Raw genomic sequence first — 17843 nt, forward strand, 5'->3', positions numbered from 1 at the left:
CTCCGGCCCGTTGTGCATTCAACTGCCAGCGCGCGACGCACGCGCCCCGTCACTCGCCATACAGCCCGAGCAGTTTCAGCGTGACGCCGTTGGTCCAGCCGAAGCCGTCCTGCAGCGGATACTCGCCGCCCCCGCCGCCGCCCGCGCCCGTCCCCTCGACCACGTACTTCTCGACGAGTTTGCCTTCGGTCGCATACACATGCTTCACGTCGGTCAGGAAGCGCGTGCCGATGTCCTTCGCGAGCGCCGGGTCACCGTAACGGCGCAGCCCTTCGATCGCGATCCACTGGAGCGGCGCCCAGCCGTTCGGCGCATCCCACTGCTGGCCGGTGTTCACCATCGTCGTCGCGAGGCCGCCCGGCTGCAGCAGCGTCTTGCGCACCTCCCGCGCGGTCGCCTTCGCGCGCTCGGGCCACGCGACGCTCGTGAACAGCGGATACAGCGCGGCGGCCGTCACGCCGTCACGCGGCTTGCGCAACTGCCAGTCGTAGTCGCCGTAATAGCCGCGACGATTCCACAGATAGTGGTTGATCGCGGCCGCCCGGCGGCCCGCCCGAGCGGAAAAGTCCGCGACGCACGCGATGTCGTGCGTGACCACGCAGCCCTTCACGATCGTCGTCTCGAGATGGAACATCAGGCTGTTCAGGTCGACCGGCACGATCGACGTAGTGCGGATCGTCGCGAGCGTCTTGCCGTCGCCGAACCAGCGCGAGCTGTAATCCCAGCCGCTTTCGGCGCCCGCGCGCAGGTCGCGGTACACCTCGTTCGCGGGCCGATTGGGTACGGCCTTCGCGGTCGTCACGTCCTCGAGATACGACTCGTCGCGCGGCGTGTCGCTCGCGTCCCAGTAGCGGTTCAGCACCGCGCCGTCCGGCATCGCGACCACGTGGCGCGCGGCCTGCCCGCGCGGCGTCGTGGTTTCGCCCTGCATCCAGTACGCATACTCCTTGCGCAGCGCCGGCAGGTATTTCTGGTAGACCTTGTCGCCTTCGGCCTGCGCGGCGAGCGTGACCATGTACGCGAAGAACGGCGGCTGCGAGCGGCTCGCGTAGTACGTCCGGTTGCCGTTCGGGATGTGGCCGATCGTGTCGATCAGATGCGCGAAGTTGTCGAGCATGTCGTCGACGAGATCCTCGCGCCCCGACACCTGCAGCCCGAGCATCGTGAAATAGGTATCCCAGTAGTAGCCCTCGCGGAAGCGGCCGCCCGGCACCACGTACGGCTTCGGCATCGGGATCAGCGAGCTGTACGGCGGCACCGTCGTGCTGGTGCGCGTGAGCTGCGGCCACAGCCAGTCGATGTGCTGGCGCAGCGTCTGGTTCGCGGGCGGCGTGACGCCGCCTGCCGGCGGCGGCGTGAAGTGCTGGTCGACGAACGCCTTCAGCGAGAAGCCCGGCTGCGACTTCTGTTGCTGATACAACTGCATGATGGTCGCGGGATCGGTATCGGGCGTCGCATCGACGAAGGTCTTCTGATCGGGATAGAGCTGCGCGGTCTGCACCGCGACGAACAGGTCGCCGTAGAGCTGGCTCGGCGGCGGCAACAGCGTGCTGCCGGAGGCCGGACTCGCGAGCGCCGCCGAGGCGGGCACGGCCGACTGGGCGGCAGACTGCGCGGCCGCGTGGTTCGCGCTGTCGGCTTGCGCCGCGCATCCGGCGACGGCCAGGTACGCGACGGCCAGGACGGCGGCCCAGCGCATGCGCGGCGCGGGCGCGAACGAGTGCGAGTGCGAGTGCGAGTGCGAGTGCGAAGCAGGATGCGATGCGATCGATGCGGCACGACGTGACGTCATGACGTGTCCCCTCCTTTCTATGGTGAGTGGATCGGCAGGGGTCTCGTTCGCGCGTGCGTTCGTCTCGATGGCCGTCGATCGAAGCGCGTCGTTGTATGTCGCAGATGAGTTTCGACTGTCGCACGAAACGCGCATCGCACGCAAGTTTCGCGGGCGGGCCCGCACACGCGCGCCATCGGTGATGTCATGCGCCGCAGTCGTCTCTTTTGCCGGACACCGTAACAGGAACGACTGTTGCAACATGCGAAACAGGCGTTGCCTCACGTGACGCAACGACCACATTGTGGGCATAATGGCGTCTTTACCGCGCGCCCTGCTCATGTCGCCCGTCTTTCTAGCACCGCTCATCGTTGCCTGTGCGTTGTTCATGGAAAGCGTCGACGCGAACATCATCGTCACCGCACTCCCCGCGATGGCGAGGGACTTCGGACACAATCCCGTCACACTGAACATTGCGATCACGGCCTACGTGGTCGGCCTCGGCGTCTTCATCCCGATCTGCGGATGGCTCGCCGACCGCTTCAGCGCGCGCTCCGTATTCCGCACCGCGATCGGCATCTTCGTCGTCGGCTCGCTGATGTGCGCGGCCTCCAACTCCCTCGGCGTGCTCACGTTCGCGCGCTTCGTGCAGGGCGTCGGCGGCGCGATGATGGTGCCGGTCGGCCGGATCATCATCTTCCGCGCAGTGCCGCGCTCCGAGCTCGTGCGCGCGATGAACTACCTCGCGATTCCCGCGCTGTTCGGGCCCACGCTCGGGCCGCTCGTCGGCGGCTTCATCACGACCTACCTGCACTGGCGGATGATCTTCTTCATCAACGTGCCGATCGGCATCTACGGGATCTACGTCGCGAGCAAGCACATCGCGAACACGCACGAGCCCGACCCTGGCCCGCTCGACTGGTTCGGCTTCCTGCTGTCGGCGAGCGGCGCCGCGCTGCTGCTGATGGGCCTCACGCTGATCGACGGCTCGCTCACGTCGCGCGGCAACGCGCTCATGATGTGCGCGGCCGGCGCGGTGATGCTTGCGCTCTACGTGCCGTACGCGCGCCGCAAGGAGCGGCCGGTGCTCGACCTCAGTTTCCTGAAGATTCCGACCTACCACGCGAGCGTGGTCGGCGGGTCGCTGTTCCGCATCGGCCTCGGCGCGGTGCCGTTCCTGCTGCCGCTCGCGCTGCAGGAAGGCCTCGGCATGAGCGCGTTCCACTCCGGGCTGATCACGTGCGCATCCGCGCTCGGCGGCGCCGTGAGCCGCTCGACGGCCACCCATACGCTGCGCCGCTTCGGCTTTCGCACGGTGCTGATCTACAACGCCGCGTTCGCGGGGCTCGCGATCGCCGCATACGGCGTGTTCCATCCGGGCATGCCCACCTGGGCAATCTGGATGATCGTGCTGGTCGGCGGCATCTTCCCCGCGCTGCAGTTCACGAGCCTGAATTCGATGATCTACGCGGATATCTCGCAAGCCGACGCGGGCCGCGCGACGAGCCTCGGCAGCGTGGTGCAGCAGATGTCGCTCGGGCTCGGCGTGACGGTCGCCGGCCTCGTGCTGCACGTGTCGCACTGGCTGCAGGGTCATCAGACGATGGTGTGGTCGGATTTCTGGCCCGCGTTCGTCGTGGTCGGGCTGTGTTCGTTCGCGTCGATTCCGATCACGCGGCGGCTGCCGCCGGGCGCCGGCGACGAAGTCGCGCGCGGCAAGCGGCAATGAACGGGCAACGCGGGCGGGAACGGGCAGGCGGCTAAAGAAACCGGAAAACCAAAAAAATCAGCGGACATCCACACGGGGCCGGTGCATGGCCGTATGGATGTCCGCTCAGGGCTCCGGGTCTCTCGTTGGGGATTGAGAATCCCGGATCTGCTTCCTGCGTGCCATGGACATATGTGCGTCGGAAGCGGAATCGTTGCGCGCATCATTCGTCGCGCCATGTCCCACTATAGGGAAAGTCGCGCCGCGCATCTGTCAAGCATTGTCAGACGCCGCGCGCGTGCGGGCCGCACATGTGCGCCGCTTTCGCGCTAAAGTGGTGCCCGACCGTCACCCTCAGCCGCCGCTCCGATGCTTACGCTTTCGCCTGCCGCCGCCCGCGCGCTGCATCTCGCCGCGCAGGGCCTGCTGACCCCGCCCCGCCGCAAGGCCACCAAGGCCGACGTGCTCGACACGATCCGCCGGATGGCGCAGCTACAGATCGATACCATTCACGTCGTCGCGCGCAGCCCGTATCTCGTGCTGTTCAGCCGTCTCGGCGACTTCGCCCCGCAATGGCTCGACGAACATCTCGCCGAGGCGCGCCTGTTCGAATACTGGTCGCACGAAGCATGCTTCCTGCCGATCGAGCAATTCGGGCTGATGCGCTACAAGATGCTCGATCCGTCGGGAATGGGCTGGAAATACGCGGCCGAATGGCACGAACAGAACCGCGCCGACATCGAACGGCTGCTCGCGCGGATTCGCGACGAAGGCCCCGTGCGGTCGGCGGATTTCGTCCGCGAGGACGGCGTGAAGGGCAACGGATGGTGGGACCGCAAGCCGGAGAAGAAACATCTGGAAGTGCTGTTCACGACCGGCGAGCTGATGGTGTCCGAACGCCGCAATTTCCAGCGCATCTACGACGTGCGCGAGCGCGTGCTGCCCGGCTGGGACGATGCGCGCGACCTGCCGCCGCGCGACGCGGTGCTGCCCGCGCTGCTCGACTATACGTGCCGCGCGCTCGGCGTCGTGCGCGCGGACTGGGTGGCCGATTACTACCGGCTGCCGCGCCGTTCGTACCGCGCGGAGCTCGAGCACCTCGCCGGCGCGGGCGAGTTGATTCCGGTGGAGATCGCCGGCTGGAAGGAGCCGGCCTACGTGCATCGCTCGCTCGAAGCGCTGCTGCCGGCCGCCGCGGCCGACACGCTGCGCTCGACGGTCACGACGCTGCTGTCGCCGTTCGATCCGGTGGTGTGGGACCGCCGGCGTGCGTCGACGCTGTTCGGGTTCGACTACACGATCGAGTGCTATACGCCGGCGCACAAGCGGCGTTACGGCTATTTCTGCCTGCCGGTGCTGCATCGCGGCCGGCTGATCGGACGCGTCGACGCGAAAGCGCATCGCGTGCTCGGCACGTTCGAGTTGAAGGCCGTGCATGTCGAGCCGGGCGTGCGGTTCGGCGCGGGAATCGCGGCCGACGTCGCGAAGGCCGTGAAGCGGCTGGCGGCGTGGCATGGCACGCCGGACGTGACGGTCGCACACGCGCCGCCCGAATTGACGAAGGCGCTGGCCGGCGCTTGAGGCCGGCGATTTCACGCCGAGCGCCGCGCGGCGGTGATGCGCGTGGCGCGTGCCGCGTGCCGCTTCCGCGTGTGCGGCGACGCGCTCGGTGTCAGCCGCTGCTACCGCTCAGTCGCGCAGCTTACGAAAACGCGGGGTGCCGTCCGGCAGGTTCTCGTTGAACATCGTTTCGGGGCGTACCCACAGGCCGCGCGCATGCGGCCACAGATGCTCGTACACGACCACCGATTCCTCGGTTTCGGAATGACGGGCGACGCCGATGTAGCGATACAGCCCGCCCTTGTAGTGACGATGCGTGGCGAGCTGTTCGGCTTCCTGTTCGGTCATGATCTGCTTTCCTTCGGCAAAAACGAAAGCGCGTATTGTATGCGCTCGCCGCGCGTCAGCGCTTCGCGTAGATGTCGGGGCGGCGGATCTCCATCAGCCGCTCGGGATTCGCGGGCGGCCCGAATCCGACCGGCCGGTACAGCTCGTGCGCATCGGTCGTCGCGAGCATGATGCGGCGCAGGCTTTGCACCATCGGCTGCGCGAACACGTGATCGATCAGCGCGCGGCCGTAGCCGTTGCCGCGCTCGGCCGGCAACACGAATACATCGCACAGGTACGCAAACGTCGCGTGATCGGTCACGAGCCGCGCAAACCCGACGAGCCGGTCGCCGACATACGCGCCGAAGCACAGCGAGCCGTCGATCGCACGCTCGACGACGTCGCGCGGAATGCCCTGCGACCAGTACGCGTCGCGATGCAGGAAATCGAAGATCGCGTCGATGTCGAGTTCGCGCTTGTCGGTGGAAAATCTCAGCATGGCGGTTCGGGCTGCGGGCACGTCGGCTCTCCGGTCGGGTCGGGCGGAGCAGCAAAGATAGCGCGACGCGGGGTGGGCGACAAGCGAGGCTTGTGCAACCCGTCGCCCAGCCAACGAGGCTCGATTCGGTGATATCGTCGGCGGCTCGATGAACCTGCCGCATCACTTCATGCCCTATCGACTCATCGCGTTCGACTTCGACGGCACCCTCGCCGATTCGCTCGACTGCTTTCTCGCGGCGCTCACAGAGGCATCGCGCATGCACGGCTTTCGCGACGCGACGCCCGAGTTGCGCCCCGCACTGCGCGGCATGTCGGCACGCGAGATCATCCGCGCGCTCGAGGTGCCGATGTGGAAAGTGCCGAGCGTGACGATCGACATGCGTCGGCTGATGCGGCCGCGCATCGCGCACGTGAAGCTGTTCCCCGGCGTCGACGCAACTTTCGACGCGCTCGCCGCGCGCGGCATCCGCATCGCGATCGCGACGTCGAACACCGAGGACATCGTGCGCGACCGGCTCGGCCCGCACGCGAGCCGATGCGTCGATACATTCGCCTGCGGCATTCCGCTGTTCGGCAAGGCGCGCCGGCTGCGCGCGCTCGTGCGCGAAGCCGGCATGCAGCCCGACGACGTGCTGTATGTCGGCGATGAAATCCGCGATGCCGAAGCGGCGCGCCGTGCGCGCATCGCATTCCAGGGCGTCGCATGGGGTTACACGGCCCCCGACGCGTTGCAGCCGCATTGCGCGACACCTTTGCTGCCGCGTCTGGACGCACTGCTCGATCGCGTTTGACGGTGGCGTGCGCATCGCGCGCTTCGATTCGACGCGTCGTGACGCGCAACACGATGAAACGCCGATGACACGTGCGCACATCGCATCCATTGCATGCGCGTCGCGCACGCAAAAATTGCCGCCACGATGCATCCAGCAGGTACGCCCTACCTGTCCGCGCGCACACCCCTCGATTGGTCTTACCAACCGTTACACAAACCACAGCGCGGTTGCACCTGCTACCGAAGCGCTCTCCTAGAATCAGTCGGGCCGGGAAACACTTCGAACGCCGCCGCGGCAGAGCGGCGAACGAGTCCGGCCCGGGCGCGCCCGGTCTCTCGCACAGCCGCGGATCACGCGATCCGCCCATTAATCAGAGCCCCGATCGACAGGAGGTCCTATGAACCGCTTTCCCCAAATCTCGCGCCTTGCATTGTCTGCCGCTGGCCTGCTTCTCGTCGCCGTGACGGCGACCGCGCAAACCGCTCAACCGGCGCCGGCCGCACCGACCGCCGCCACGCAAACGCGCATCCACGAAGCCGACCAGACCTTCATCACGGACGGCACGAAAACCGTGTCGACGCAGCGCGACGCCGCACGCATCGCCGATTCGCGCACGTCGGACAGCCAGGTGAAGGCGTTCGCGCAACGCGTGTCGACCGAGGATGCGAAGATCATCCAGTCGATGCGCGCGGCCAGCCCGCGCGGCATCGACGTGCCGGCCAACGACCCCGACACGACCGTGCTGGACAGCATCAAGACGCTGCGCGGCGCGGAATTCGACAAGGCGTACATCGAGCAGGTCGCGCTCGCCGGCCAGCAGAAGACGATCTCGGCATTCCAGGCCGAAATCGCATCGGGCCGCGACACGAAGCTGAAGGAAGTCGCACGCCAGTCGCTGCCGATCCTGCAGGCCCACTACGCGGAAGCGCAGAAGCTCGCGCAGCGTCACCACCTCGCATCGGCGCAGTAACGCCGGTCACGCCAGTCACGCGATAACCCGCCGCGCAACCCGCGCGGCACTCCGCTTCCCGATCGTCGCGTCGCCGTTCCCCTCTCCGGCGGCGCGACGCCTGCGGCACGCTTCGCGTTACGTCGCGAGCTTCGCCCGCAACCGCTCGCTCACCTCGGGCCATTCGTCATCGATGATGCTGAAGCGCACCGAATTGCGCTTGCGGCCGTCGGGCATGATCCGTTCGTGACGCACGATCCCTTCCTGCTTCGCGCCGAGCCGCAGAATCGCCGCGCGTGACTTCTCGTTCAGTTCGTCGGTCGTGAACTGCACGCGCACACAGTGCAGCGTGTCGAACGCGTACGCGAGCAACAACCATTTCGCTTCGGTATTCGCGCGCGTGCGCTGCGCCGATTCGCTCAGCCACGTATGACCGATCTCGAGCTTGCGATTGTTGCGGTCGATCTTCCAGAAACGCGTGCTGCCGATCGCGCGGCCCGACGCACGCTCGACGATCACGAACGGCATCACCGTGCCGGCCGCGCGGCCTTGCAGCGCGGTGTCGATATAGGCGTCGACCGTGTCCTCGCCCGGCACGACCGTGACCTTCAGATTCCATAGTTCACCGTCCGCCGCGGCGTCGAGCAGCGCCTGCCGGTCGGATGCGTCGAGCGGCCGCAATACGATGCGCTCGCCGAGAAGCGTCGGTTGTTCGAGAGAAGATGAAGCGTCGGTCATGACGGGTTCCGTTGCCGTGAAGGTGACGAGGAGGAGGACGCCGTGCGCGGCAAATCGCACATCGAACGCACATCGAAACGCCCATCATACGGCCAGCGTCAGCCGGGCAGCGCGGCGAGCCGTTCGCGAATCGCCTTCGCTTCGCCGCGCAGCGCATCGGCGAAGGCATCGACGAGCAAGCTCTTCGGCCGGTGCTCGGGCACGATCACGCTGACGCGATACGGAAACGAGCGCGTGAGCGGCCGCACGTGCAGGTCGCGCCCGACGAAATCGAGCGCGGTCAGCGGATTGACGATCGCGGCGCCGAGCCCCTGCCGCACGAACGCGCACACCGACACGGCCGACGGCGTCTCGACCACCGAACGCGGCGCGACGCCGAGCTGCGCGAACGCCTCGTCGATCAGGATCCGGTATGGATCATTCAGCGACAGGCTCACGAACGGACGATCGGCGAGATCTGCAAGATCGATCGCGCGCCGCGCGAGCAGCGGATGGCCGTCGGGCAGCACGCACACCTCGTCGACTTCGAGCAGCGGCGTGAGCACGGTGCCGGCCGGCGCGACGTCGTGTTCGGTCAACCCGAGATCGTAGCGCTGCGCGGTCAGCCACTCTTCGAGAACCGGCGACTCCTGCGTCGCGACCGACACGCTGACGCCCGCATGCGCGTCATGAAAGCGCCGGCAGGCGCCGGGCAGGATCGCATGCGAAAACGCCGGCAGCGCGATCACCGACAGCTGCCCGTCGCGAAACTCGCGCAGCCGCGCGGCCGTCGCCGCGACACGCTCGAGCCCCACATACGCGAGCCGCACGTCGTCGAATAGCGTGAGCGCGGCCATCGTCGGCCGCAGCCGGCCATGCGAGCGCTCGAACAGCGCGAAGCCGATCACCTGCTCCATCCGCGCGAGCTCGCGGCTGATCGTGGGCTGCGACGTATAGAGCATCTCGGCCGCACGCGTCGTGCTGCCGGTGACCATCAGCGCGCGGAAGACCTCGATGTGCCGGTGTGTGAGCATGGCCGTCTATATCATAAATGAATCGAATCTCGATAATCTGGCATTTTACTGGATAGACGAACAGGCGCATCATTCAGGCTATCCGTTCATTCGCTCCGGTTCCTCCGCCATGTCCCTCGATTCCCGCCAGCTCGCGACGCTCGCGCAGCAATATGGCACCCCGCTGTGGGTGTACGACGCCGACGTCATCCGCGACCGCATTGCCCAACTGCGTCAGTTCGACGTGATCCGCTACGCGCAGAAGGCGAACTCGAACCTGCATATCCTGAAGCTGATGCGCGACGAACGCGTGTGCGTCGATGCCGTATCGCTCGGCGAGATCGAGCGCAGCCTTGCTGCTGGGTTCAGTCCGGCAGGTGATCCGGAAGGCGTCGTGTTCACGGCCGACCTGATCGACCGCCCGACGCTCGCCGCCGTGCTGAAGCACGGCGTGACCGTGAACGCCGGCTCGCTCGACATGCTGGCACGCGTCGGCGAGCATGCGCCCGGCCATCGCGTGTGGCTGCGCGTGAATCCCGGCTTCGGCCACGGCCACAGCAACAAGACCAATACCGGCGGCCCGCAGAGCAAGCACGGGATCTGGATCGACGACGTGCCGCGCGCGATCGAGATCGTGCGCCAGTACGGGCTGAAGCTGGTCGGCATCCACATGCATATCGGCTCGGGCGTCGACTATGGCCACTTGTCGCAGGTGTGCGACGCGATGGTCGACCTCGTCACGTCGCTCGGCCATGACATCGAAGCGATCTCCGCGGGCGGCGGGCTGTCGATTCCGTATCGCGACGGCGAGCCGCGCGTGGACGTCGGCCACTACTTCAGCCAGTGGGATGCCGCGCGCAAGCGGATCGAACGGCATCTCGGCCATGCGGTGCGCATCGAGATCGAGCCGGGCCGCTTCCTCGTCGCCGAGGCCGGCACGCTCGTCACCGAAGTGCAGGCCGTGAACCACCGGCCGAAGCACGACTTCGTGCTGATCGACGCGGGCTTCAACGATCTGATGCGTCCGTCGATGTACGGCAGCTACCACGCGGTGTCCGTGCATGCGCCGGACGGCGCGCTGCCGGCCGGCCGGCCGCTCGTCGACATCGCGATCGCGGGGCCGCTGTGCGAATCCGGCGACGTGTTCACGCAGGACGCGGGCGGCGTGGTCACGCACCGCAAGCTCGCGCAACCGCAGATCGGCGACCTGCTGTTCCTGCACGATGCGGGCGCGTACGGCGCATCGATGTCCTCGAACTACAACAGCCGGCCGCTCGCGCCGGAAGTGCTGGTCGATCGCGGCACGCCGCGGCTGATCCGCCGCCGGCAGACGATCGGCGAACTGCTCGCGCTCGAAACGTTCGAGTAACACGCACGCGCCTTCGCGCCGCGTTCGACGGATCGGACGCCAACGGCCACGCTTGCCGCTACCGGCATGCGTGGCCGTTTTGCTTTTCGGCGGTGGTGCTCAGCGCAACCGTTCGAGCACGCCGTAGCACCGGATGCTGCACATCGCGTGCAACCGCAGCAGATCGCCTGCACCGTGTTCGATGCACGGAGAAAAACATTCCACGCCGCGTGGAAAGTCCGTGCATTTTTGGAAGCACTTTCCTTTTTGACAAAACTAAGATTGCCCTCAGTCGTTCAGCATTTGCGTCACCGGATATGCATCGACGATGCAGCCGGTCTACCCCACTCGCAAGCCGCACGGGCACTCATGAACACGATGCTTGAACTCTTCGCCGCGCACCGTTACGCCACCGTGCGCGAACGCATGCCGTAACGCATCGCGGCAAACGGCTCCGCGCCCTCTCGCCGTCCCTCGCCGCACCTTTCCCGCGCCGCATTCGACTGCGGCCTGCTTCCCGCCCACGGCGACACCACCCGTCGCCGCGGATACGTACGCCCAAAAATTTGGACAACGACGTTTCGACAACACACGGAGACAACCATGAAGCCCTTCACCCCGACGCTCAAGCAAGGCCTCGCCGCCGCCCTCCTCTGCGTGGCGGCCACGGCGTCGCACGCGGCGGACCTGCTCGACACCGTCAAGCAGGCCGGCGTGCTGCGCGTCGGACTCGAAGGCACGTATCCGCCGTTCAACTCCCGCAACACCGAAGGTCAGCTCGAGGGTTTCGACGTCGACGTCGCGAAGGCGGTCGCCGCGCAGCTCGGCGTGAAGACGCAGTTCGTCACGACCGAATGGAGCGGGATTCTCGCCGGGCTGCAGGCCGGCAAGTTCGACGTGATCGTGAACCAGGTCGCGATCACGCCGTCGCGCCAGCAGGCGCTCGACTTCAGCCAGGCGTACACGTACTCGTCCGCGCAGCTGATCCAGCGCAAGGACGATACGCGCCAGTTCAAGTCGCTCGAAGACCTGAAGGGCAAGAAGCTCGGCGTCGCGCTCGGCACGAACTACGTCGATCTCGTGAAGACGGTGCCCGGCATCGATGTGCAGGCGTATCCGGGCGCGCCGGAAAACCTGCGCGACCTCGCGGCGGGCCGTATCGACGCGGCGGTCAACGACCGCCTGATGCTCAGCTATCTGATCAAGAACTCGCACCTGCCGCTGCGGCCCGGCTCCGTGCTCGCCGGCGGCGAGGACCGGATGGGCATCCCGTTCCGCAAGGGCAATCCGAAGTTCGCGAAGGCGATCGACGACGCGGTCGCGTCGCTGCAGCAGGACGGCACGCTGAAGAAGATCTCGATGCAGTGGTTCGGCACCGACACGACGCGGCCGGTCGCGCAATAACGCAGCCATCACGCGCCCGCGCGCCCGAACGCGCGGGCCGCGGCGGCACACGACACACAATCAGGAGACACGCGATGGAAGCACTCGATCTGGTCATTCATACCCTGCCCGTGATGGTGAAGGGCGCGCTGCTCACGCTGAAGTTCGCGGTGGCGTCGATGGCGCTCGGCCTCGTCGTCGGGCTCGTGGTCGCGATCATGCGCATCGGCAGCAACCGGCTCGCATCCGGTCTCGCACAGGGTTACGTCAGCCTGATGCGCGGCACGCCGCTGCTCGTGCAGATGTTCGTCGTCTACTACGGGCTGCCCGATCTCGGCATCACGCTCGATCCGACGACGGCCGGCATCTTCACGCTGACGCTCAACGCCGGCGCGTACCTGTCGGAAAGCATGCGCGGCGCGATCCTCGGCATCGGCCGCGGGCAATGGGCGGCCGCGCACAGCCTCGGCCTCACGCACGTGCAGACACTGCGCTACATCGTCTGCCCGCAAGCGCTGCGCCTCGCGGTGCCGAGCCTCGGCAACACGCTGATCAGCCTGATCAAGGACACGTCGCTCGTGTCGGTGATCACCGTCACCGAGCTGCTGCGCTCGACGCAGGAAGTCATCGCCGCGACGTTCCAGCCGCTGCCGCTGTACCTCGCCGCCGCCGCGCTCTACTGGGTGCTGAGCACGCTGCTCACGCGGCTGCAGGGCCGCGTCGAAACGCGGCTGTCGCTGCCGTCCACGCATTGAGCCCGCACACGTCATTCAATCCGAACCTCCACCACGGACAACCCATGATCACGCTCGACAACGTTTCCAAGTGGTATGGCAAGCATCAGGTCCTTTCCGCATGCAGCGCGGCGGTATCGAAAGGCGAAGTGGTCGTCGTCTGCGGGCCGTCGGGCTCCGGCAAGTCGACGCTGATCAAGACCATCAACGGCCTCGAGCCGTTTCAGCAGGGCGAGATCCTCGTGAACGGCCAGTCGGTCGGCGATCGCGCCACGAACCTCTCGAAACTGCGCGCGCGGGTCGGCATGGTGTTCCAGCATTTCGAGCTGTTTCCGCACCTGTCGATCACCGACAACCTGACGCTCGCGCAGGTCAAGGTGCTCGGCCGCCGCAAGGACGAAGCGCTCGACAACGCGATGAAGCTGCTCGATCGCGTCGGCTTGAAGGCGCATGCGAACAAATATCCGGGGCAATTGTCCGGCGGGCAGCAGCAACGCGTCGCGATTGCGCGCGCGCTGTCGATGAACCCGGTCGCGATGCTGTTCGACGAGCCGACTTCCGCGCTCGACCCCGAGATGATCAACGAAGTGCTCGACGTGATGGTCGAGCTCGCGCGCGACGGCATGACGATGGTGTGCGTCACGCACGAGATGGGCTTCGCGAGAAAGGTCGCGCATCGCGTGATCTTCATGGACCAGGGCGCGGTGGTCGAGGATGCGGCAAGCGATGCGTTCTTCGCCGCGCCGCGCTCCGAACGCGCACGCGACTTCCTCGACAAGATCCTGCACTGACCGCGCGACGCCCTCGCTCCGATTCGACTGAACTTCAAAGGACGCCATCTTGAACCCCCTGCATTCGCCCGACACCCTGCTCGCTCACGAAGGCCGCTCGCACGGCCAACCCGGCTCGCCGGTGAACCCGCCCGTGTACCGCCAGTCGACGCTGCTCTTTCACGGCACCGACGCGCTCGACGCCGTGCGCGGCACGCCGCTCGCGTACGGACGCCACGGCAGCCCGACCACGCGGGCGCTCGAAAAGGCGCTGGCACGCCTCGAAGGCGCGCATGCCGCGCTGCTGACGCCGAGCGGGCTCAGCGCGATCACGACCGCGCTGCTCGCGGTGCTGAATCCCGGCGATCACCTGCTGATGGCCGATTCGGTGTACGACCCGACCCGCTCGTTCTGCGACGAGACGCTCGCCCGCCTCGGCATCGAGACGACTTACTACGATCCGTCGATCGGCGCCGGCATCGCGGCGCTGATGCGGCCGAACACGCGCGCTGTGTTTACCGAATCGCCGGGCTCGCTGACGTTCGAGGTGCAGGACATCCCCGCGATCTGCCGCGTCGCGCACCAGCACGGCGCAGTCGTGCTGCTCGACAACACGTGGGGCACGCCGCTGAATTTCCGCTCGTTCTCGCACGGCGTCGACGTGTCGATCCACGCGGCGACCAAATACATCGCCGGACACTCCGACGTGCTGATGGGTGTGATCCTGACGACCGAAGCGCTCGCGCAGCAGGTGACGCGCTGCTACCGGCAGCTCGGGATGACCGTCAGCGGCGACGATGCGTATCTCGCGCTGCGCGGCTTGCGCACGCTGTCGGTGCGCCTCGAACGCCACCAGCGCAATGCGCAGGTGCTGACCGACTGGCTCGCGCGGCAGCCGGAAGTCGCGCAGATCCTGTATCCGGCGCGGCCGGGCGACACCGGCCACGCGCTGTGGCAGCGCGACTTCACGGGTGCGTGCGGATTGTTCGGCCTGGTGCTGCATCCGCAGCCCGACGAGGCGGTGCGCGCGCTGCTCGACGGCATGACGTGCTTCGGCATGGGCTACAGCTGGGGCGGCTTCGAAAGCCTGATCATCCCGTCGAATCCGTCGCGCCAGCGCACCGCGACGCAATGGAAGGCAACCGGCCCGCTGCTGCGCATTCACGCGGGGCTCGAGCATCCGGACGACATGATCGCCGACCTCGACGCCGGCTTCGCGAGAATGCGCGCCGCCGCGGCCGCGCTCGCGGAAGCGTGAAATCTGACGACGCCACCTGCGGCCGCTTCTTTTCTTCAACGTTAGACCACCACCGATAGCGAGATCATCATGAAAGACACACTGTTCATTCTCCGTCCCGGCTTTTTCAAGGACTCCGAAGGTCCGTTCTACTGCGGCGACTCGGTCGCCGTCGAAGGGCTGCTGAGCTTCTATCCGCAGTTGCGCGACGCCGTCACGGTCGAGTACGTCGACGCGCCGCGGCCGCGCCAGCCGATCGTCGCGCTGATCGGCGCGGACAACCAGTCGGCGCCGGTGCTCGTGCTCGGCGACGGGCGGATGCCGAAGGACGACGCGATCGCGATTCGCGAACACGACGGCCGCCGCTTCATCGATTCGCCGGCCGACATCCGGCGCTATCTGTCGTCGCAATACGGCGTCGCGCACGTCGCGTAAGCACGCCGCGGCTGATTTACCGCCGGCAGGCGATCGGTACCCTGATCGCACTCGACACATTCGAGCAACACGCGTTCGGCGGCAGCAACGCCAACGGCCAGGCTTGCCGCTGCCGGCAAGCCTGGCCGTTGTGTTTTTCGGCGCGGCGCAGGCGTGCTGCTCGACGACGCATGAAGCACGCCGTCGAAGTTGCCAAGCCTTCATGCGCAGTCGCACGACGCATGCGCGTCGCGTGACGCCGCTGCACATCCTGCGCCGCCTGCGTCCGCCGCATCCGGCACCTGCTTCCCGGGTGTTCGGTCACACCGATGGCCATGACTTCCGCCGCATTGTTCACCCGCCGCGCGCCGCGCACAGTGGCCAAACGGCTGCGCGTCCGCTTCGATCCGCGCGCCGTCTCGACGGCCGAGCGACACCGGGTTATCGACAGGAGTGGACATCGTGCAACTTCGACTCACCACCGGCAGTGACTACCAGGACGATCTCGCGGCGCTCCGCGACACGATCCGTCGGAACGGCACGCGCGCGACGCGGCATGCCGTCGACCTCGTGATCGATGACGACGCCGGCGCGCCGCGCGTGTCGTTGCTGCTGAACCTCGCATGGCAAGCCGCGAAGAATGGCAAAGTCGTCGTGTTCGCGGTCGACCGCACGCGAACGCGCTGGCAGCGCATCGCCGAAGCGCCGTGCGTGCGTCACCTGTCGAGCTCGGATCGCGAACGCGTCGCAATCCACGCGTTCGACGTGGACGTGCCGGGCGCGGACGGTACACCGTGACATGGGCGCCTCCCGCTTCGGCCGCTGGCGCGCGCGGCAGGCGATGCCGGCGGCGCCACGCGCACCAGACGATCTCGCCGCGCAGCTGTGCGACGAATGCGAGGCGATGGCGCGCTATGCGCTCCATCACGGGCTGCCGATCGAGCCCGAACTCGTCGCGCGGCTCGCGGCTCTGATCGCGGCCGCCTGTTCGGCCGCCTGTTCGGCCGGCGCATCGGCCGCCACGCCGCTGGCGCCCGCGCAGCAGCACGCGCTCGCCGCGATCCACCGCAAGCTCGCGACGCTCGTCGCGCCCGCGACGCCGCAAGCGGTCGCGCTGCTCGACATGCACCGGCGCCAGGCGCACCCGTTCGCGTGGCTCGGCCCGGTGCCGCTGATCCGGCTGCTGACTGGCTCGGCGCTCGGCTTCCTGCTCGCGGTCGTGCTGACGAGCCTGTCGCCGCAGGTGTCGGGCGAGAACATCGCGCGCGGCTTCCTGCAATCCAACGGCATGCAGCTGCTGTGGAACACGACGTTCCTGCTGTGCTGCGCAGGCCTCGGCGCCTCGTTCGCGACGCTGTTCCAGGCGCACCACTATGTCGCCGCGTCAACCTACGATCCAAAGTACGACGCATCGTACGGTGCACGGCTGATTCTCGGCGTGATCGCCGGCCTGATCCTCGTCGAGATGCTGCCGGCGCAGCTGTTCGCGCAGGGCAGCATGCACAGCTTCGGGCGGCCGGCGCTCGCGATGCTCGGCGGCTTCTCGGCGACGGCCGTGCACCGCGTGCTGCAGCGGCTCGTCGAAACGCTCGAGACGCTCGTGCAGGGCGATCGCTCGGCCGAGGTCGGCGCGACGCTCGCCGCGAATCGCGCGCGCGCGGCCGGCGAACGCGCGCAATGGCAGGGCGAACTGGCGGCGAGGCTGCTCGACCTGCAGCAATCGCTCGACGGCGCGGCGTCCGCCGACGTCGTCCGGGCGCGCCTCGCCGAGTTCACGCGCGCGATGCTCGCGGCCCATCCCGTCCCCTCGGCCGCGGACGATCCGCTCCCGCCCGACGCGCCCCGCCAATAGCGCGACGCCGAACTCGCGCGCCGGCCCGGCCGGTGCGCCCGTCACACGCATCAGCCGGGCGCATGGCTGGCCGGCGCAAACGGGAAGCCGGCTGAATCGGACGACACGTGGCGCGCGAGCCACAATGCGGCCTCGGTCCGGTTGCTCACGCCGATCTGGCGAAACAGCGCATACAGATGATTCTTGATCGTGCCCTCCGCGACGTTCAGCACGCGGCAGATCTGCTTGTTCGACTTGCCCTCGGCCAACAGGCGCAGCACGTCGCGCTGGCGCGGCGTCAGGCGCTCGAACGCGCGATCGTCGCCGGCCGGCAGGCCGCCCGGGCGCGCCTGCGTCGCGCCGCCATCGTTCGGCGGCACGTAGATCGCACCGGCCGCCACCCGGCCGAGCGCATCCGCGAACTCGTCGGCGCTCGCGTGCCGGTCGATGATGCCGGCGGCCCCCGCCAGCAGCGCATCGGCAATCGTGCGGCGGCACACGGCCGTCGCCACGCACAGCCACGGCGCGCCGGCGAACGTCTCGTGCAGCACGTTCGGCCAGCTCGGCCGCGCGGCGTGCTCGTCGCATTCGATCGTGATTGCCTCCACCGTCTCGGGCAGCAACGCATCGCGCAGGCGCAAGACGTCCTCGGGACAGCGAGCCGACCACACATGCCAGTTGACATCGCGTTTACACAGTACGTCCGCTACACCCGCGACGAATAACGGCGGGCTATCGATCATTAGAACGTTCATTGCGCGGTTTCCTCGAAATCGGGCTGCTCGGTTTGTTTTTTTTACTTCCCTA

The 17843-nt window shown here is 67.4% G+C and carries 19 protein-coding genes; 13 read left to right on the forward strand and 6 right to left on the reverse strand.

Annotation, left to right across the window (positions count from 1 at the left end; genetic code table 11):
* Positions 1-49: 49 nt before the first annotated feature.
* Positions 50-1792, reverse strand: a complete 1743-nt coding sequence (gene treA, locus ACP26O_RS18830; protein ID WP_175663489.1) for an alpha,alpha-trehalase TreA — start codon at positions 1790-1792, stop codon at positions 50-52.
* Positions 1793-2111: 319 nt separating this feature from the next.
* On the opposite strand from treA, the gene ACP26O_RS18835 reads away from it, so the two are divergent.
* Positions 2112-3500 (forward strand): MFS transporter, encoded by a 1389-nt coding sequence (locus ACP26O_RS18835; protein WP_105830399.1) that lies wholly within the window; start codon positions 2112-2114, stop codon positions 3498-3500.
* A gap of 348 nt (positions 3501-3848) precedes the next feature.
* On the forward strand, positions 3849-5060 hold the full coding sequence (locus ACP26O_RS18840) for a winged helix-turn-helix domain-containing protein (RefSeq protein ID WP_175663488.1): 1212 nt from the start codon (positions 3849-3851) through the stop codon (positions 5058-5060).
* A 108-nt stretch (positions 5061-5168) separates the two neighbouring features.
* Here ACP26O_RS18840 and ACP26O_RS18845 read toward each other — a convergent pair whose 3' ends face one another.
* Together ACP26O_RS18845 and ACP26O_RS18850 are read right to left on the reverse strand one after the other, a co-directional pair.
* Positions 5169-5387: a DUF1653 domain-containing protein gene (locus ACP26O_RS18845; protein ID WP_011659226.1), complete on the reverse strand. Its 219-nt coding sequence runs from the start codon at positions 5385-5387 to the stop codon at positions 5169-5171.
* Positions 5388-5442: 55 nt separating this feature from the next.
* A complete protein-coding gene (locus tag ACP26O_RS18850) occupies positions 5443-5886 on the reverse strand; it encodes a GNAT family N-acetyltransferase (RefSeq protein WP_175663487.1) in 444 nt (147 codons plus the stop codon).
* 148 nt (positions 5887-6034) lie between these two features.
* On the opposite strand from ACP26O_RS18850, the gene ACP26O_RS18855 reads away from it, so the two are divergent.
* Positions 6035-6658 carry an HAD hydrolase-like protein gene (locus ACP26O_RS18855; protein WP_175663486.1) on the forward strand — a complete coding sequence of 208 codons (624 nt, stop codon included), beginning with the start codon at positions 6035-6037 and terminating at the stop codon, positions 6656-6658.
* Between the two features lie 379 nt (positions 6659-7037).
* The gene (locus ACP26O_RS18860) at positions 7038-7610 is read left to right on the forward strand and encodes a DUF4142 domain-containing protein (protein WP_011659229.1); all 573 of its coding nucleotides are present in this window, start codon (positions 7038-7040) and stop codon (positions 7608-7610) included.
* A gap of 117 nt (positions 7611-7727) precedes the next feature.
* Here the strand turns inward: ACP26O_RS18860 and ACP26O_RS18865 are convergent, their stop codons facing one another.
* Together ACP26O_RS18865 and ACP26O_RS18870 are read right to left on the reverse strand one after the other, a co-directional pair.
* A complete protein-coding gene (locus ACP26O_RS18865) occupies positions 7728-8327 on the reverse strand; it encodes a GNAT family N-acetyltransferase (RefSeq protein WP_175663485.1) in 600 nt (199 codons plus the stop codon).
* 98 nt (positions 8328-8425) lie between these two features.
* Positions 8426-9340 carry a LysR family transcriptional regulator gene (locus ACP26O_RS18870; RefSeq protein ID WP_012366512.1) on the reverse strand — a complete coding sequence of 305 codons (915 nt, stop codon included), beginning with the start codon at positions 9338-9340 and terminating at the stop codon, positions 8426-8428.
* A 109-nt stretch (positions 9341-9449) separates the two neighbouring features.
* On the opposite strand from ACP26O_RS18870, the gene lysA reads away from it, so the two are divergent.
* The 9 genes from lysA to ACP26O_RS18915 all read left to right on the forward strand — a co-directional run bounded on the left by lysA (position 9450) and on the right by ACP26O_RS18915 (position 17057).
* The gene (gene lysA, locus ACP26O_RS18875; protein ID WP_175654464.1) at positions 9450-10688 is read left to right on the forward strand and encodes a diaminopimelate decarboxylase; all 1239 of its coding nucleotides are present in this window, start codon (positions 9450-9452) and stop codon (positions 10686-10688) included.
* Between the two features lie 147 nt (positions 10689-10835).
* Complete coding sequence (locus ACP26O_RS18880; protein WP_175663484.1) at positions 10836-11102, forward strand: hypothetical protein; 267 nt, start codon at positions 10836-10838, stop codon at positions 11100-11102.
* 168 nt (positions 11103-11270) lie between these two features.
* Positions 11271-12071: a transporter substrate-binding domain-containing protein gene (locus ACP26O_RS18885; protein ID WP_426356389.1), complete on the forward strand. Its 801-nt coding sequence runs from the start codon at positions 11271-11273 to the stop codon at positions 12069-12071.
* A 74-nt stretch (positions 12072-12145) separates the two neighbouring features.
* Complete coding sequence (locus ACP26O_RS18890; protein WP_011659235.1) at positions 12146-12805, forward strand: amino acid ABC transporter permease; 660 nt, start codon at positions 12146-12148, stop codon at positions 12803-12805.
* Between the two features lie 44 nt (positions 12806-12849).
* Positions 12850-13575 (forward strand): amino acid ABC transporter ATP-binding protein, encoded by a 726-nt coding sequence (locus tag ACP26O_RS18895; protein ID WP_426356390.1) that lies wholly within the window; start codon positions 12850-12852, stop codon positions 13573-13575.
* Positions 13576-13624: 49 nt separating this feature from the next.
* Positions 13625-14812: a cystathionine beta-lyase gene (metC, locus tag ACP26O_RS18900; protein WP_175663483.1), complete on the forward strand. Its 1188-nt coding sequence runs from the start codon at positions 13625-13627 to the stop codon at positions 14810-14812.
* A gap of 69 nt (positions 14813-14881) precedes the next feature.
* Positions 14882-15226 carry a DUF3088 domain-containing protein gene (locus tag ACP26O_RS18905; protein WP_175663482.1) on the forward strand — a complete coding sequence of 115 codons (345 nt, stop codon included), beginning with the start codon at positions 14882-14884 and terminating at the stop codon, positions 15224-15226.
* Positions 15227-15667: 441 nt separating this feature from the next.
* The gene (locus ACP26O_RS18910; protein WP_233465655.1) at positions 15668-16003 is read left to right on the forward strand and encodes a hypothetical protein; all 336 of its coding nucleotides are present in this window, start codon (positions 15668-15670) and stop codon (positions 16001-16003) included.
* A 1-nt stretch (position 16004) separates the two neighbouring features.
* The gene (locus tag ACP26O_RS18915) at positions 16005-17057 is read left to right on the forward strand and encodes a hypothetical protein (RefSeq protein ID WP_175663481.1); all 1053 of its coding nucleotides are present in this window, start codon (positions 16005-16007) and stop codon (positions 17055-17057) included.
* Between the two features lie 50 nt (positions 17058-17107).
* Here ACP26O_RS18915 and ACP26O_RS18920 read toward each other — a convergent pair whose 3' ends face one another.
* Complete coding sequence (locus ACP26O_RS18920) at positions 17108-17791, reverse strand: helix-turn-helix transcriptional regulator (RefSeq protein ID WP_175663480.1); 684 nt, start codon at positions 17789-17791, stop codon at positions 17108-17110.
* Between the last annotated feature and the right edge of the window lie 52 nt (positions 17792-17843).

It is taken from the genome of Burkholderia sp. R-40 (genome assembly GCF_049942845.1).
Taxonomy (GTDB): domain Bacteria; phylum Pseudomonadota; class Gammaproteobacteria; order Burkholderiales; family Burkholderiaceae; genus Burkholderia; species Burkholderia ambifaria.